This is a genomic window from Amycolatopsis sp. 505 (assembly GCF_031625235.1).
Classification (GTDB): domain Bacteria; phylum Actinomycetota; class Actinomycetes; order Mycobacteriales; family Pseudonocardiaceae; genus Amycolatopsis.
In genome coordinates this window covers 343142-358591 of the sequence record NZ_JACKQP010000011.1, presented here as the reverse complement: position 1 = coordinate 358591, position 15450 = coordinate 343142, and the positions used below count along the sequence as shown (strand labels likewise).

Annotated in this window: 15 protein-coding genes; 5 read left to right on the top strand and 10 right to left on the bottom strand. The window is 72.8% G+C overall.

Features of this window, described 5'->3' with window-relative positions:
• Positions 1-4: 4 nt before the first annotated feature.
• Together H5965_RS37110 and H5965_RS37105 are read right to left on the bottom strand one after the other, a co-directional pair.
• On the bottom strand, positions 5-529 hold the full coding sequence (locus tag H5965_RS37110; protein ID WP_310975707.1) for a DUF1360 domain-containing protein: 525 nt from the start codon (positions 527-529) through the stop codon (positions 5-7).
• Positions 526-1320 carry an SDR family NAD(P)-dependent oxidoreductase gene (locus H5965_RS37105; RefSeq protein WP_310975706.1) on the bottom strand — a complete coding sequence of 265 codons (795 nt, stop codon included), beginning with the start codon at positions 1318-1320 and terminating at the stop codon, positions 526-528. Before H5965_RS37105 ends, H5965_RS37110 begins: the two co-directional genes overlap by 4 nt.
• Positions 1321-1411: 91 nt before the next feature.
• Between H5965_RS37105 and H5965_RS37100 the strand changes: the two genes are divergently transcribed.
• The gene (locus H5965_RS37100) at positions 1412-2425 is read left to right on the top strand and encodes a DNA topoisomerase IB (protein ID WP_310975705.1); all 1014 of its coding nucleotides are present in this window, start codon (positions 1412-1414) and stop codon (positions 2423-2425) included.
• A gap of 81 nt (positions 2426-2506) precedes the next feature.
• Positions 2507-2836, top strand: coding sequence for a hypothetical protein (locus H5965_RS37095; protein WP_310975704.1), 330 nt, complete (start codon positions 2507-2509; stop codon positions 2834-2836).
• Between the two features lie 254 nt (positions 2837-3090).
• Here the strand turns inward: H5965_RS37095 and H5965_RS37090 are convergent, their stop codons facing one another.
• Complete coding sequence (locus H5965_RS37090; protein ID WP_310975703.1) at positions 3091-3471, bottom strand: VOC family protein; 381 nt, start codon at positions 3469-3471, stop codon at positions 3091-3093.
• A 4-nt stretch (positions 3472-3475) separates the two neighbouring features.
• A complete protein-coding gene (locus H5965_RS37085) occupies positions 3476-4489 on the bottom strand; it encodes a YihY/virulence factor BrkB family protein (protein WP_310975702.1) in 1014 nt (337 codons plus the stop codon).
• A gap of 53 nt (positions 4490-4542) precedes the next feature.
• Here H5965_RS37085 and H5965_RS37080 point away from each other — a divergent pair, with 53 nt between their 5' ends.
• The gene (locus tag H5965_RS37080) at positions 4543-5010 is read left to right on the top strand and encodes an SRPBCC family protein (protein WP_310975701.1); all 468 of its coding nucleotides are present in this window, start codon (positions 4543-4545) and stop codon (positions 5008-5010) included.
• Between the two features lie 439 nt (positions 5011-5449).
• On the opposite strand, the gene H5965_RS37075 is transcribed toward H5965_RS37080, so the two are convergent.
• The 6 genes from H5965_RS37075 to H5965_RS37050 form a co-directional block, all read right to left on the bottom strand.
• Positions 5450-7042: an NAD(P)/FAD-dependent oxidoreductase gene (locus H5965_RS37075; protein ID WP_310975700.1), complete on the bottom strand. Its 1593-nt coding sequence runs from the start codon at positions 7040-7042 to the stop codon at positions 5450-5452.
• 17 nt (positions 7043-7059) lie between these two features.
• Positions 7060-8133: an NAD-dependent epimerase/dehydratase family protein gene (locus tag H5965_RS37070; RefSeq protein ID WP_310975699.1), complete on the bottom strand. Its 1074-nt coding sequence runs from the start codon at positions 8131-8133 to the stop codon at positions 7060-7062.
• Positions 8134-8167: 34 nt separating this feature from the next.
• Complete coding sequence (locus H5965_RS37065; protein WP_310975698.1) at positions 8168-10192, bottom strand: CocE/NonD family hydrolase; 2025 nt, start codon at positions 10190-10192, stop codon at positions 8168-8170.
• Between the two features lie 22 nt (positions 10193-10214).
• Entirely contained in the window at positions 10215-11399 is a 1185-nt protein-coding gene (locus H5965_RS37060; protein ID WP_310975697.1) for a zinc-dependent alcohol dehydrogenase, read from the bottom strand.
• Positions 11400-11463: 64 nt separating this feature from the next.
• Positions 11464-12459 (bottom strand): inorganic phosphate transporter, encoded by a 996-nt coding sequence (locus H5965_RS37055; protein ID WP_310975696.1) that lies wholly within the window; start codon positions 12457-12459, stop codon positions 11464-11466.
• Positions 12460-13074: a DUF47 family protein gene (locus tag H5965_RS37050; protein ID WP_310975695.1), complete on the bottom strand. Its 615-nt coding sequence runs from the start codon at positions 13072-13074 to the stop codon at positions 12460-12462.
• Positions 13075-13167: 93 nt separating this feature from the next.
• Here H5965_RS37050 and H5965_RS37045 point away from each other — a divergent pair, with 93 nt between their 5' ends.
• The gene (locus H5965_RS37045) at positions 13168-14109 is read left to right on the top strand and encodes a glycosyltransferase (protein WP_310975694.1); all 942 of its coding nucleotides are present in this window, start codon (positions 13168-13170) and stop codon (positions 14107-14109) included.
• A 23-nt stretch (positions 14110-14132) separates the two neighbouring features.
• On the top strand, positions 14133-15341 hold the full coding sequence (locus H5965_RS37040; RefSeq protein ID WP_310975693.1) for a glycosyltransferase family 1 protein: 1209 nt from the start codon (positions 14133-14135) through the stop codon (positions 15339-15341).
• Positions 15342-15450: the final 109 nt, after the last annotated feature.

Here is a 15450-nt window from a genome sequence, read left to right as displayed (position 1 = left end):
CTGGCTAACCGGACGCGAACTTCTTGCCCGCGTCGTACAGCAGGTGCAGGGCGTCCGCCAGGCCGACGGCCGTCAGCATCGTCGCCGCGAGGCGGGTCACGCGCGGAGCGATCACCAGGCCGGCGGCCAGTCCCGTGCCGACCCAGACGTTCAGGCAGAACGGGCACGACACGAGTTCGCCGACCGCGTGCTCGACGTGCCCCTTGGCCGGGACGGACTCGTTCAGCTCGTCGTCCCCGGCCGGTTCTTCGTACCGGGTGAACGGGGCGCGCAGCGGGCTGGTGACGGCGTCCTTGGCGAGGAGACGGCTGGCCTTGAACGTCGCCGCGCCCAGCAGGACCGTGTCGCCGACGCCGAACCGCTGCGGCAACCGGGCCCCGGCGGCGCGGCCGAGCAGCGTCAGCCCGCCCACCAGGCCGCTGTAGGCACCCATCGCGGCGACGTACCCGCCCAGCGGCCGGTCTTCCCCGCCGGCGTAGCTGCGCTGGACCTGCTTCGCCTTGCGGGTGACGTCCTCGATCACGCTCATGCGTCCGCCGATCCGGGCTGCATCATCTTGCCCTGCTGCTTCGCCTTGGCCTGGTCGGGCAGGACGCGCGAGCCGGCCGCCTGGAGCTTGTTCTTCACCGCGCCGGGAACGATCTTGTCCTTGCCGGCCGTCAGCGCTTCGTAGCCCGCTTCGGCGATCTCGGCCGGGCTGTCCTTGTCGCCGGCGGCGATCTTGGTGTCTTCCATGCCGGCGCGTTCGAAGAACTCGGTGTCGACCGGGCCCGGCAGCATCGCGGTGACGGTGACGCCCTTGTCCTTCACCTCGGCGCGCAGGCCTTCGGAAAACGACGTCAAGAACGCCTTCGAGGCGGCGTAGACGGCCTGGTAGGGCGCGGGCGACGTGCCGGCGATGGACGAGGTGAACAGCACCCGGCCGTGGCCGCGGCCGACCATGCCGGGCACCACCCGCTTGGCCAGGTGCACGGCCGAGCGGACGTTCAGGTCGACGACCGTCAGCTGGTCCTCCAGCCGGGTGTCCCCGGCGAACTCGCCGTTGATGCCGACGCCGGCGTTGACGGCCAGTGCTTCCACCGGGCGGTCCGCGACCCGGCGCACGAGCTCCTCGACGCCGTCCGGGGCGGCGAGGTCGGTGCGGACCGCCTCGACCTGCGCGCCGCACGCGCGTACCTCGTCGGCGGCCGCGGCGAGCTCGGCGTCTTCGGCGGCCAGGACGAGGTCGAAGTCGTGCCGGGCGAACTGTTTCGCCAGCTCCAGCCCGATCCCGCTCGACGCGCCGGTGACGACGGCGAGCGGCTTGGTTGCGGTGGTCATCCGTGCTCCTTCCGTGCTTCTCCCGTCGGCTACCCGCCGCTGGGGGCGGCAATCATGGTTTCCCGGTACGCCGGGCGGGTATTTCGCGGCGGTGGGACGCACCAGACTCCGGCGCAGTGACCTGCGCGGCCCGGGCATCAAGCGCATCCGCCGCGGCCGCGGGTTCTCCTATGCCATGCCCGACGGTTCACCGGTGACCGACGACGAGCTGCTGACCCGGATCAAGGACCTCGTGATCCCGCCGGCCTGGCGGAACGTGTGGATCTGCCCGTACCCGAACGGGCACGTCCAGGCGGTCGGCACGGACGACGCGGGGCGGCGCCAGTACCTGTACCACGAGCAGTGGCGGCGCGACCGCGACGAGGAGAAGCACGACCGCGTGCTGCAGATGGCGCGCCGGCTGCCGGCCTGGCGTTCGTCGGTGGCGGAAGACCTCGCCGGACGCGGCCTGACGCGCAAGCGGGTCCTCGCGGCGGCGTTGCGCATGCTCGATCGGGGGATCTTCCGCACCGGCGGCGAGGAGTATGCGGAGGAGAACGGCACCCACGGCGTCGCGACGCTGCTGCGTTCGCACGCGGCGGTCCGGGGTGACGAGTGCCGGTTCTGCTACGTCGCGAAGGGCGGTCTCGATCGCGAAGTGGCCATCTGCGACGCCGAGCTGGCGTCGGTGGTGAAGGCGTTGCTGCGCAGCCGGTCGGAGAGCGACCGGCTGCTGGTCTACCGCGAGGGCGGCACGTGGCACGAAGTCCACGCGGCCGACATCAACGAGCGGTTCAAGGAGCTCGCGGGCGAGGACTGCACGGCCAAGGACATGCGCACGTGGAACGCGACGGTCCTGGCGGCGGCGGCCTTCGCGGCCGCGGACCCCCCGACGTCCGAGACGGCCCGCAAGCGCGCGGAGGCGAAGGTGATGAAGGAGGTCTCCACGGCGCTGGGCAACACGCCGGCGGTCTGCCGCTCGTCCTATGTGGACCCCCGGCTCGTGGAGGCCTATCGCGCGGAGCGCACGATCGCCCCGGCGTTGAAGAGGGCAGCACGGCTGGACGGCGACGAGGCGCGGGCGGTGCTGGAGAGGGCGTGCGCGCGGCTGCTGAACGCGTCGTGACGGTGTGGAGTGGGAGGTACGGTGGGATCCATCCGAACGTGTACTGGCCCGGGGCTGCACCGGTCGGGGACCCTGGAGGGGATGACGACTTCGGCAGTCCGCTGGCGCGCCTCGATCGCCCTCACCGTGGGCGGTGAGGGCACGGTGGCGAGCATCGTCGAGTCCGATCACGGGAGTGAAGGGTCGGCGCGCGAGTGGGTGGAACGGAAGCTGCCTGCGGCCCGGTTTCCGGCGTGGATCCCGGCGGCCCGGCGGCGGGATGGGGTCGAGTTGTTCGGCCGGGTGGTGCGGGGAAGGGTGGTGACGGACCGGCTGGTGCCGACCTGGGAGACGGAGGCGGAGCCGGTGTGGCACGCCGATCGGGCCGGGGATGCGGTGCAGTGGCGTCGCTGCGCGGCCGAGGAACGCTGAGGCACCCAGTCAGCCGCCAGCGCGCCCAAGGCGGCCCGCGGGTGCCAATGCGCCCAAGGGCGGCCCGCGGATGCCAATGCACCCAAGGCGGCCCGCGGGTGCGCTCAACGAACCCCGGCGGGCCCGGGCGCTCGCCCGCTCGCCGCAGCAGGTCTCCGCGCCTCGGCGGCCTCAGGCCGCGCCCGCATCCTTGCGCAGCAAGGGCCTGGGCACTCGCCCGCCCGCCGCAGCAAGGCCTCCGCTCCCCCGCGACCTCAGGCGGAGCCCACGTCCTTGCGCAGCAAGCAGAACTCGTTGCCCTCCGGGTCCTGCAGGACCACCCACGACTCCTCGCCCGTCTGGCCCACGTCCGCCGGCCGGGCGCCCAACGCCGTCAAGCGCGCCAGTTCCGTCTCCTGATCGACCCCCGCCGGGCTCACGTCGAGGTGCAGCGGGAGCTTGCCTCGGCGGGGGTTGTCCGTCTGGGCGAGGATGAGCGTCACCGGCCCCTCACCGAAAGCCGCTCCCGGCGGGCCCAAGGCCAGGCCGTCCGGCTCGTGGCCGATCACCTCGTAGCCGAGGACCGCGCACCAGAACTCGGCCAAGCGGTCCGGGTCGTGGCAGTCCAGCACCAGCTCGGTGATCCGGCAGGCCATCCGCTCACTTCCGTTCGGACTCCGCCACCGCCGCGGCTTCGTCGTCGTCCATCGCCTTCGTGTCCCGCGGCGGCAGGAACGGCTCCTCCTGGTCGTCCGCGCGGCCCGCCTCGATCGTGCGGCCGCGGGCCAGCTCCGCGTCCAGCTCGGCCCCCAGCAGAATCGCGAGGTTGGAGATCCACAACCATACAAGGAACACGATCACCCCGGCCAGCGAACCGTAGGTCTTGTTGTAGGAACCGAAATTCGCGACGTACAGCGCGAACCCGGCCGACGCCAGCACCCACAGCACCACCGCCAGCAGCCCGCCCGGCGTCAGCCACTTGAAGCCCGGCAGCCGCACGTTCGGGCCCACCCAGTACAGCAACGCGAACGCCAGGCTCGCCAGCAGCGCGATCACCGGCCACTTCGCGATCTCCCACACCAGCACGCCCGTCGAGCCGAGGCCGATCAGGTCGCCGAGCCGGCGGGCCACCGCGCCCGTCGCCACCACGCCCAGCGCGCACGCCGCCAGCAGCACCACGATGCCGACCGTCAACGCGATCCGCAGCGGGATCGTCTTCCACACCGGCCGCCCCTCCGGCATGCCGTAGATCGCGTTCGACGCCCGCATGAACGCGCCGATGTAGCCCGACGCCGACCACAGCGCACCCAGCAGGCCGATGATCGCCAGCGGGCCGGCGAGGCTGCGCGAGCCGGTCAGCTCCCGGATCGCGCCGACGAGGATGTCCTTGCCCTGGCCCGGCACGACCTGGTTGATGTTGTCGATCACCGTCTGAATCTTGTCCGGACCGAGCAGGCCGAGGATCGCGGTGAGCACGATGATGCCCGGGAACAGCGACAGGACGCCGTAGTAGGTGAGCGCCGCGGCCCAGTCGGTGAGGTTGTCGCGGTTGAACTGCTTGAACGTCCGTTTCAGCGCCCCACCCCACGACCGCTTCGACAGGTCCCCGGGTCCTTCGGGTTCTTTCCCGTGTCTGGCCACCGTCGCCACCTCCTGCTTCGTCGGGGCGGGCATACCCCGTCCGGGAGTGGGTATGCCTGTTTCGTCACCCGAACCAGGAGGAAGCCGTGCCCGAGGTCAGCCGCGTGATCGACGTACCACCCGACGCCGTGTTCGCCGTGCTCGCCGACGGCTGGATGTACGCCGGCTGGGTGGTCGGCAGCTCCCACATCCGCGACGTCGACGAAGACTGGCCCGCGGTCGGCTCCCGCATCCACCACAGCGTGGGCCCGTGGCCGGTGCACATCCAGGACGTGACGGTGGTCCGCGCGGTCGAGCCGGGCCTGTCGCTGTCGCTGGAGGCCCACGGCTGGCCACTGGGCTCCGCGGCGGTCGGCTTGACGCTGGTCCCCCACGGCGACGGGCAGACGCTCGTCCGGATGACCGAGCACATCGTCCGCGGCCCCGGCAAGGTGCTGCCCGAGGTGGTGCAGGCGCTGATCGCCAAGCCACGCAACACGGAGTCCCTCGCCCGGCTCGCGGACCTGGCGATGGGCAAACACGCCCGCGCCCAGCACGGCCACCCCAACCCCTAGCCGGACGCCCCCGCCCGGCCGGCCCGCGCACCGGAACGGTCGGCTGGCGTGTGGGAAAGGCCGGCTCGCGTACGGAGATGGCCAGCCCGCGCGCCGGAAGGGGCCAACTCGCGTACCGAGCCGGTCGGCCCGTGCACCGGAAGGGCCGGCTCGCGTACGGAGACGGCCAGCCCGCGCGCCGGAAGAGCCGACTCGCGTACCGAGCCGGTCAGCCCGCGCGCCCGGAAGGTTGGCCCGCGTACCTACGGGGTCGGCCCACGTGCCTGCAGAGTCCACACGCGTGATTGAAGGGGCAGCTCGCGTGATTGGGAGGTCGACACCCGTGATTGGAGAGTCGACACGCGTGATTGGGAGGTCGACACCCGTGATTGGAGAGTCGACACGCGTGATTGGGGGGTCGACACGGCGGAGGGCGCCGGGCGGGTGACCGAAGCGGGGGTCAGCCGTAGATGGCTCGGTGGGCGGCCCGGATCACCGCCGCGTAGCCGCCGCCGAGGCGGCCTGAACGGGCCAGGGCCGCGCGGGCCGCGTTCGCTCCCGGGCCGCCGTGGACCGCTCCGCCCGGGTGGGCCGAGGCGCCTGCCAGGTACAGGCGGTCCACCGGGGTGTCCGGGCGGCCCGTTCCCGGCAGCGGGCGGAAGAACAGCTGCTGGTGGATCGCCGAGGTGCCGCCGTTGACCGCGCCGCCGACCAGGCCCGGGTCGTGCTCCGCCAGCTCGGCCGGGCCCTGGACGTACCGGGCCTTGATCAGGCCCGTGAACCCGGGCGCGTTGGCCTCGACCGTCTCCTCCATCCGCCGGGCCCGGCGGTCGAGGGCCGCGCGGTTCTCCATCGTGCCGCGCGGGACGTGCGTGTACGCCCACGCCGATTCGGTCCCGGCCGGGGAGCGGGAGGGGTCGGCCGTCGTCATCTGGCCCAGCAGCAGGAACGGGCGGCGCGGGGTCCGGCCGCGGCCGAGCTCGCCGCCGAACGCCGACAGGCCGTCCAGGTCCGTGCCCAGGTGGATCGTGCCCGCGCCGCGCGCCGCTTCGGCCGTCCACGGGATCGGGCCGGACAGCGCCCAGTCCACCTTGACCGTCGCGCTGTCCCACTGGAACCGCCGGAGGTCCTCGAGGAACCGGGACGGCAACCAGGCCGGGTCGAGCAGTGAACCGTAGAGCAGCGGCGCCGGGATGTCGGCGAGCACCGCCTTGCGGGCCCGCACCGGGTCTCCGGCGGCGTCGCGGACGCCCAGCGCCCGTCCGCCGGCGACCAGCACCCCGGTCACCGGACGTCCACAGTGGACACGTCCGCCCCGGGACTCCAGGCGGCGGACCAGCGCCGCGGTCAGCTCCCCCGCGCCGCCCACCGGCACCGGGAAACCTTCGTCCTGGCCGATCATCGCCATCAGCCAGCCGAACACCGCGCTGCCGGCGTTGTCCACCGAAAGGTCGCTGTGCGCGGCGTTCCCGGCCAGCAGGAGTTTCGCGCCCTCGCCCGCGAACATCTCGTCGCCGAAGCGGCGCACCGGCAGCGTAAGCATCCGCGCCAGCCGCAGCGCGTCGCCGGTTCCCGTGCGGCGCAGCAGCTTCAACGCCGGACGGACCGGCGGGAACGAGGTGAACAATGTCTCCAGCAGCGGCTCGCGGATCTCCCGCCACTGCCGGAACAGCCGCCGCCACGCGTCGCCGTCGCCGTCGCCGAACTCCTCGACCGACGCCGCCGTGCGGTCGAGGTCGCGGGACAGCAGGACGCACCGGTCGTCGGGCAGCACGTGCGCCAGGACTTCGGGCGCGTGCCGCCAGCGCAGGCCGTGCTCCTCCAGGCGCAGGCCCCGGATGGCCGGGGACACCGCGCTCATCGGGTAGAACGCGCTGAAGAGGTCGTTGCGGAAGCCCGGCTCGGTGACCTCGGCGGTGCGGACGGCGCCGCCGGCGTGCTCGGTCGCCTCCAGGACCAGCACCGACCAGCCCGCGTCGGCCAGCAGGTTCGCCGCCACCAGGCCGTTGTGGCCGGCGCCGATCACCACCGCGTCGACGGCTTCCGTACTCACTCCGGCCTCCCGGCTGGTCAGGCTTGCGACTGGTGGCTCGGCCCGACCCGGGTGAGCGAGCGGAGCCGGGCCAGGACCCCGTCGCGGCGCGGCGGGGCCAGGGGCGGGCTCGCCGCTCCCGCGCCCGACCGGAGCCCGGTGACCAGGTCGGCGAGCGCGGCCGCGGCGTCATACCGAGGTTGCCAGCCCAGCGCGGTCTCCGCCAGCGTCGTGTCCGCGAGCGCCGCCCGGTCGGCCAGTTCCAGCCAGCCGGGGTGCACCGGCAGCACCCCGCCCAGCCAGGCCGCGCGGGTCGCGAGCCGCACCACCGGCTTCGGCACCGGGAGGCGCGCTCCCCCGAGGACACCGGCCAGCGCGTCGGCGTCGAGCACCTCCGGCGCGGCGAGGTTGACCGCACCCGAGAACCCCTGGTCGAGGATCAGCCGGATCGCTTCGGCGACGTCGGTGGTGTGCACGATCTGCGCGCGCAGGTCCGTCCACAGCGGAACCGGCAGCCGCCGCCCGCCGACGAGGTGGGCGGGCACCGCCGGGCCGAGCAGCCAGCGCGCGAACTCGCCCGCCGCTTCCCGGTGCAGGATCGCGCACGGCCGGATCCGCGCCACCGCCACCTGCGGGTACTTCTCTTCGAACCGGTCCAGCAGGGCTTCCAGCGCGGCCTTCCCGCGGCTGTAGGCGCTGCCCGCGATGCCGTCGCACGGGAAGTCCTCGGCCACCTTCTCCCAGCGGGGCGCGGGCCCGTAGGCGGCCACGGACGAGGCCACGACCAGGTGCGGCACCCCGGCGGCCGCCGCGGCGGCGAGCACGTTCCGGGTGCCGTGGTCGTTGGTGCGCCACATCGGCGGGTCCCCGCGCACCGGTGAGATCGCCCACGCCAGGTGCACGACGGCGGCCGCCCCCGCGAACACCTCGGCCAGCTCCTCTTCGGCGCCGGGGTGGCCGACGTCGACGGCTCGCCAGCCCGCCCGGCGGTACGGCTCGGCCGTCGTGTCCGGCAGCCGCCGCGCGAGCCCGACCACGTCGTGGCCGGGCTCCAGCGCGGCCAGCAGTGCCGTTCCGACGTTCCCGGTCGCCCCGGTGATCACGATACGCACCCGAAAGGCTTACCCGGTGTCGCGAAAGTGAAACTCAGACCAGATCGCGCGGGATCCGCCGGTGCCAGTTCCGCGACACGACCCGGCGTGCCCCTTCGTAGCCGTCGAGCTGGGCGTCGATGACGAACTCGGTGTCGGTGCACGACACCCGGGTGCGGGTCTCGCTGCGGGCCACCCAGTCGCCGCGCGCGAAGGTGACGTCCCACGCCGTTTCCGCCACCGGCGAGCAGAAGTCGTCGGCCACCCAGCTGTAGCGCTCGCGGACGTCGCGGGTGACTTCCAGGTCGAGGTCGTCGAACCGGACCGTCCCGGCGTCCTTCACGATGTCCAGCGCCGACCGGTAGCCGACGAGGTCCCGCGAGACGGTCCAGCGCTGCTCCCCCGGCGTCACGGCCGTCACGGACATCGGCGGCGCGCCTTCGGGTTCGCCGAACGGCCGCGCCGGCAGCTCGTCCGGCTCGGCGACCGGGCGCACCGGCAGCTCCAGCGCGCTGTGTCCGGTGTGGACACTCAACAGGACCGGCGTCGGCGGCGGCCAGGCCAGCGGCCAGTACGACGTGGACAGCGAAAGCCGGATCCGGTGCCCGGCCGGGAAAGCCTGCGCCACGGCGTTCAGCTCGATCTCCACCAGGCACCGCTGTCCCGGTTCCATCGGCGTCGGTTCGTCATGGCCGTCGCGGTGGGTCAGGTTGAGCAGCCCGTAGGTGACGCGGGTGGCCCGCCCGTCCGGGGCGACGTCCGAGATCCGCGCCGCGATCATTGCGACCGGCTGGTCGGCCGAAACCTCCAGCCGCACCATCGGCGAGCCGAGGATCTCGCAGCGCTCGGTGAGCACGTCGGTGTCGAACACGAGCGACCCGCCGTCCTCTTCGCGCTGGTCGTAGGGCAGGTCCGGCGGGGCGCTGTAGGACGCCCACTTCCCGGAGAACTGCCCGACCGACAGCGGCGAAGACACGGTCAGGGCCTCGTCGGTCACGTCCTCGCCCGGCCGCGCGAGGCGGTGCCGGGCCAGGGGCAGTTCCTGCGGCTCGACGTGCGGGGACGGCCAGGTGGCCTCCCCGACCCAGCGGCCGGGGCGGTCCTCGTAGGACGTCGACGGCGGCACGCTCTCCTGCATCCAGGTGCGCAGCATCGGCCCGTCCATGGCGCCGTTCTCCTCGCCGCGCAGCCAGTGGTCCCACCACCGCACGACCTCCTGGAGGTAGTCGATCGCCGGGCCCGGCTCGCCGAGGTGCGGGTACTTGTGCGACCACGGCCCGATCAGGCCGCGGCGGGGAACGTCGAGGTGGGCCAGCAGCCGGATGACGGCGTTGGAGTAGCCGTCGGCCCAGCCGCTGGAGGCCAGCACCGGCACCTGGACGTCGGTGTAGTTCTCCGACACCGACGCGTGCCGCCAGTAGTCGTCGCGGCGCTGGTGGCCGAGCCAGTTCTCGATCCACAGGCTGCAGTTGTCGAGGCGCTCCAGCCACATTTCGCGCCACCGCTCGCCGACGACCGCCGGGTCGGGCGGCAGCGTCGCGTAGGCGAACATCGTGCCGGACTCGGCGACGTTGTCCGAGAGCAGGCAGCCGCCCATGTAGTGCATGTCGTCGGCGAAGCGGTCGTCGGTGAACGACGAGATCACGATCGCGCGCAGGCTCGGCGGTTTCCGGGCCGCGACCTGCAACGCGGCGAACGCACCCCACGAGATCCCCATCATCCCGGTGTCACCGGTGCACCACGGCTGCCCGGCGATCCACTCGAGGACTTCCTCGGCGTCGAGCTGCTCGCGTTCGAGGTACTCGTCGGCCAGGACGCCCTCGGACTCGCCGGTGCCGCGGATGTCCACGCGCACGCAGGCGTACCCGTGCCCGGCGAGGTAGGGGTGGTGGATCGAGTCGCGGGGCGCGGTGAGGTCCCGCTTGCGGTAGGGGATGTATTCGAGGATCGCCGGCACCGGCTCGGCGTCCGACGAGACCGGCCGCCAGATGCGGGCGGACAGCACGGTCCCGTCGGACATCGGGATCCGGACGTGGTCTTCCTCGGTGATTTCGTACGGCAGCGAGGTGACGGCTCGCAAGAGTCAGTTCCCTCCCAAGGGGTTACGGCTGCAGCAGGATCTTCTGGGCGCCGTCGAGCTTCTTCTGGAAGATCTCGTACGCCCGCGGCGCGTCTTCCAGCGGCAGCTTGTGCGTGGCGAAGCCTTCGACGCCGAGCGGGTCGCCGTCGCCGGTGAGCACCGGCATGACGTCGTCGAGCCAGTGCCGGACGTTGGCCTGGCCCATCCGCAGCTGGATCTGCTTGTCGAACAGCTCCATCATCGGCATCGGGTCGACCATCCCGCCGTAGACGCCGGACAGCGAGATCGTGCCGCCGCGGCGGACGCTGTCGATGGCGGCGTACAGCACGCTCAGCCGGTCGATGCCGGCCTTCTCGGTGATCTTCTCCCCCAGCGGCTGCGGCAGCAGCCCGACCAGCGTGTGCGCGAGCTTGCCGACCGGGGCGCCGTGCGCCTCCATGCCGACCGCGTCGATCACCGAGTCCGCGCCGCGCCCGTTGGTCAGCTGGCGGATGGAGTCGCCGATTTCCTTGTGGTCACGCGTGTCCAGCGCGGTGGCGCCGTGTTCGCGGGCGCGGGCGAGGCGCTCGGGCACCAGGTCGACGCCGATCACCTGACCGGCCCCGCGGTGCCGGGCGATCCGGCAGCTCATCTGCCCGATCGGGCCGAGCCCGAACACGACGACCGTGCCGCCGTCGGGGATGTTCGCGTACTCGACGGCCTGCCAGGCGGTCGGGACGACGTCGGAGAGGTAGACGAACCGCTCGTCCGGCGGGCCGTCGGGGACCTTGATCGGCCCGTAGTGCGCCTGCGGGACGCGCAGGTACTCGGCCTGGCCGCCGGGGACCTGGCCGTAGAGCTTGGTGTAGCCGAGCAGCGCCGCGCCCTTGCCCTGCTCTCGCACCTGCGTCGTCTCGCACTGCGACTGCAGGCCGCGCTCGCACATCCAGCAGTGGCCGCAGGAGATGTTGAACGGGACGACCACCCGGTCCCCCGGCTTGAGGTTCGTGACCTCCGGCCCGACCTCTTCGACCACGCCCATCGGCTCGTGGCCGAGGATGTCGCCCTCGGTCATGAACGCACCCAGCACCTCGTACAGGTGCAGGTCGGAGCCGCAGATCCCGGTCGAGGTGATCCGCACGACCGCGTCCGTGGCCTCCTCGATCTTCGGGTCCGGCACCTCGTCGACGCGAACGTCGCGCTTGCCGTGCCAGGTCACTGCCTTCATGGCTCTCCCTTTCCGCGGGCGGGGGTCTTTCGCCCCGGCTTCCCGCGGAGGGCGGCGGGCAAACTCAGGTGAGCAGGTCGGCCACCAGGTAGACGGCGGCCGCCACCGCGGCGGCGGCCGGGAAGGTCAGCACCCAGCCCAGCACGATGTCGCGCGCGATCCCCCAGCGCACCGCCGACAGCCGCCGGGTCGCGCCGACGCCCATGATCGCCGCCGTGATGACGTGCGTGGTCGAGATCGGCGCCTTGACCGCGAACGCCGTCACGTACAACACCGACGAAGCCACGGACTCCGCGACGAACCCGTGCGGCGGGTCGAGCGGGAAGACTCGCCTGCCGAGCGTCCGCATGATCCGCAGGCCACCCGAATAGGTGCCCAGCGACAAGGCCGCGGCGCACACCAGGGTCACCCACAACGGCACCGAGAACGTCGTCTGCTGCCCCGCAGCCACCAGCGCCAGGACGATCACGCCCATGCCCTTCTGGGCGTCCTGGAGACCGTGGCCGAGCGCGAGCGCCGACGCGGAGACGATCTGGAACCGGCGGAACACCCGGCCGCTGCGGTGCGGGTTCGCCCGCCGCAGCAGCCACAGCGCGCCGACCATCGCGAGGTAACCCAATCCCAGCCCGAGCAGCGGCGACGCCACCATCGGGATCAGCACCTTCTCGGCGATCCCCGCCCAGTGCACGGTGCTCGCGGCGGCCAGCGCCGCGCCGACCATGCCGCCGATCAGCGAGTGCGAGGACGACGACGGGAGCCCGAAGTACCAGGTGATCAGGTTCCAGGTGATGGCCCCGGCCAGCGCGGCGAAGACCACGGTGAGCGCGTCCGGCCCCATCGGGACGTCGATGATCCCCTTGGCCACCGTCGCGGCGATGCCGGTGGACAGCAGTGCGCCCGCCAGGTTCATCACCGCCGCCAGCACGAGGGCGGCGCGCAGGGTGAGCGCCCGGGTCGACACCGCGCTGGCGATGGCGTTGGCCGCGTCGTGGAAGCCGTTGGTGTAGTCGAAGACGAGCGTCAGGACGATCACCGTGACCAGGGCGGCGGTCCCCGTCACTCAGGACTCCTTGACCGCGATGGTCTGCACCACGTCGGCGAGGTGCTCGAAGGCGTCGGCGGCCAGCTCGAACTGCTCGACGACCTCCTTGATCTTCAGCACCTCGAGGGCGTCCCCGCCCGGCTCGAACAGGTGGGCCAGGATCCGCCGGTAGACGCGGTCGGCCTCGTTCTCCAGCTCGTTGATCTCGATCCAGAACGGCTCGAGCTCACCGACCTTCGCCAGGCCGGGCATCGAGGACGCGGTCAGCTCGGCGGCCCGGCAGAGCACCCGGACCAGGACGTCGATCCCCGGCGGGAAGGTGCCGATGCGGTAGAGCACGGCCAGGTCCGCCGCGGTGTCCATGAAGTCCAGCACGTCGTCGATCTTGGCGGCCAGGGCCTGGATGTCCTCGCGGTCGAACGGCGTCACGAACGAGCTGTTGAGCTCCACCATGATCGTGTGCGTCAGCTCGTCGCCCTGGTGCTCGACCTCGTGCAGGCGCTTCGCGATCGCGTCCCGTTCGGCCGGGTCGGCGGCGACGAGGTCTCTCAGCAGTGCGGTCGCGGCGACCAGGTTCTTCGCGGCGTCGGCGAGCAGATCGAAGAACCGGGTGCCCCGTGGGGTGAACCGCATGGATGGAAGTCCCTTCGTCGCGCACGCCGGTCGAGGGCCGGGTACCCCCTCCGGCCGTACGTTTAACAGCCGATCTCCGGGAAACCAGGAGTCATGACCGATCCCGGATCCCGGCGCCTGAGAGTACTGCTCTGGCACGTGCACGGCTCGTGGACCGACGCTTTCGTCCGCGGCCGCCACGACTACTTCCTGCCGGTGTCGCCCGACGGCGCGCCGTGGGGCCTCGGCAAGGCGGGGCGGGACTGGCCGTCGGTGACCGAGGTACCGCTCGACCGGCTGGCCGAAGCCGAGCCCGACGTCGTCGTGCTGCAACGCCCGGAGGAGCTCGAATTCGCTTCCCGCCTGGGCGTTCCGGCCGTCTACGTGGAACACAACGCGCCCCGGCCGTACGCCGCTTCGAGTGAACATCCGCTCGCCGGCCGGTCCGACGTCACCGTCGCGCACGTGACCCACTTCAACGCGGCCATGTGGGACTGCGGCCGCGCGCCGGTGACCGTCGTGCCGCACGGCATCCCCGATCCGGGCCCGCGCTACACCGGCGAGCTCGCCGCCGGCGTGTCGATGATCAACGAGCCGGTCCGCCGGGAGCGCGTCACCGGCGCCGACCTGCTCGGCACGCTCGCCGAGGCGGCTCCGGTCGACGTGTTCGGCATGGGGACCGAAGAGCTCGGCGCGCCGCTGCGCGGGCTGGGCGACGTCCCGGCGCCGAAGCTGCACGACGAGATCGCCCGTCGCCGCGTCTACCTGCACACCGCCCGGTGGACGTCGCTGGGACTGTCTCTTTTGGAGGCGATGCACCTGGCGATGCCGGTCGTCGTCTTCGCCGCCACCGAGGCGGTCGAGGCGGTGCCGGCCGACGCGGGTGTGCTCTCCACCGACGTCTCCGTGCTGGCCCGGGGTTTCCGTGAGCTCCTGCACGAACCCGACTTCGCCGCGCTCGCCGGCAAGAACGCCCGCGAACACGCCCTGAAGCACTACGGGCTGGCCGCCTTCCTGACCGCTTGGGACCACCTCCTCGCCGAGACGGCCCGCTGAACCTCGAAGGGAACGCCTCACCGATGAAGATCGCGATGGTGTCCGAGCACGCCAACCCCCTCGCCGCACTGGGCGAAGCCGACGCCGGTGGCCAGAACGTGCACGTCGCCGAGCTGTCGGCCGCGCTGGTGCGCGCCGGGCACGAGGTCACCGTCTACACGCGACGGGAGAGCCGCGACGAGCCGCCGGAGGTCCGGACGCCGCAGGGCTACCGCGTCGTGCACGTGCCGGCCGGGCCGCCGCGCAAGGAACCGAAGGACCACCTCCTGCCCTACATGGGCGAGTTCGGCAGTTTCCTGCGCGACCAGTGGGCGCTCGAACGCCCGGACGTGGCGCACGCGCACTTCTGGATGTCCGGCCTGGCGACGTCGCTCGCGGCGAGCGCGACCGGGACGCCGGTGACGCAGACCTTCCACGCCCTCGGCGTGGTCAAGAAGCGCTACCAGGGCGACCAGGACACCAGCCCGGCCGACCGGATCCGGCTGGAGCGGATCATCGGCCGCCAGGCGGGACGCGTGATCGCCACCTGCTCCGACGAGGTCTTCGAGCTCTCGCGCCTCGGCGTGCCGCGGTCGCGGATCTCGATCGTCCCCTGTGGCGTCGACCTCGGCCGCTTCTCCCCCGACGGGCCGATCGCCCGCCGCCGGCTGCCGCACCGGCTGGTCGCGGTCGGCCGGCTGGTCCCGCGCAAGGGGTTTGACATCGCGATCACGGCGCTGGCCCAGCTCCCGGACACCGAGCTCGTCATCGCGGGCGGCCCGGAGCGCGGCCGGCTGTCCCAGGACCCCGAAGCGGGGCGGCTGCGGGAGCTGGCCGAGAAGCTCGGCGTCGGCGACCGCGTCCGCTGGCCCGGCCAGGTGTCCCGGGAGGACATGCCGGCGCTGCTGCGCTCGGCGGACGCCGTGGTGTGCACGCCGTGGTACGAGCCGTTCGGGATCGTGCCCCTGGAGGCGATGGCCTGCGGCGTCCCGGTGGTCGCGGCCGCGGTCGGCGGCCTGACCGACACGGTCGTCGACGGCGTCACGGGGCTGCTGGTCCGCCCGCACCAGCCGAAGGAGCTCGCGTCGCGGGTCCGCCGGCTGATCGACGACCCGGCGCTGTGCCACGCCTACGGGACGGCGGGCCACGACCGCGCGGTGGCCCGCTACTCGTGGGACCGCGTCGCCGCCGACACGCTGCGCGCCTACCACAAGCTGGTCCCCCAGACCGCAGCCACCGCCTCGGCCCGCTGACCCGTCGTGGGGGGGGGGGGGGGGGGGTTCCCGCCCGCCCCCACAACCGCCCGGCCCCCCCCCCGGGGGGGGGGCCGGGGGTGAACCGGGGGGGGGGTCCGCAACCCCC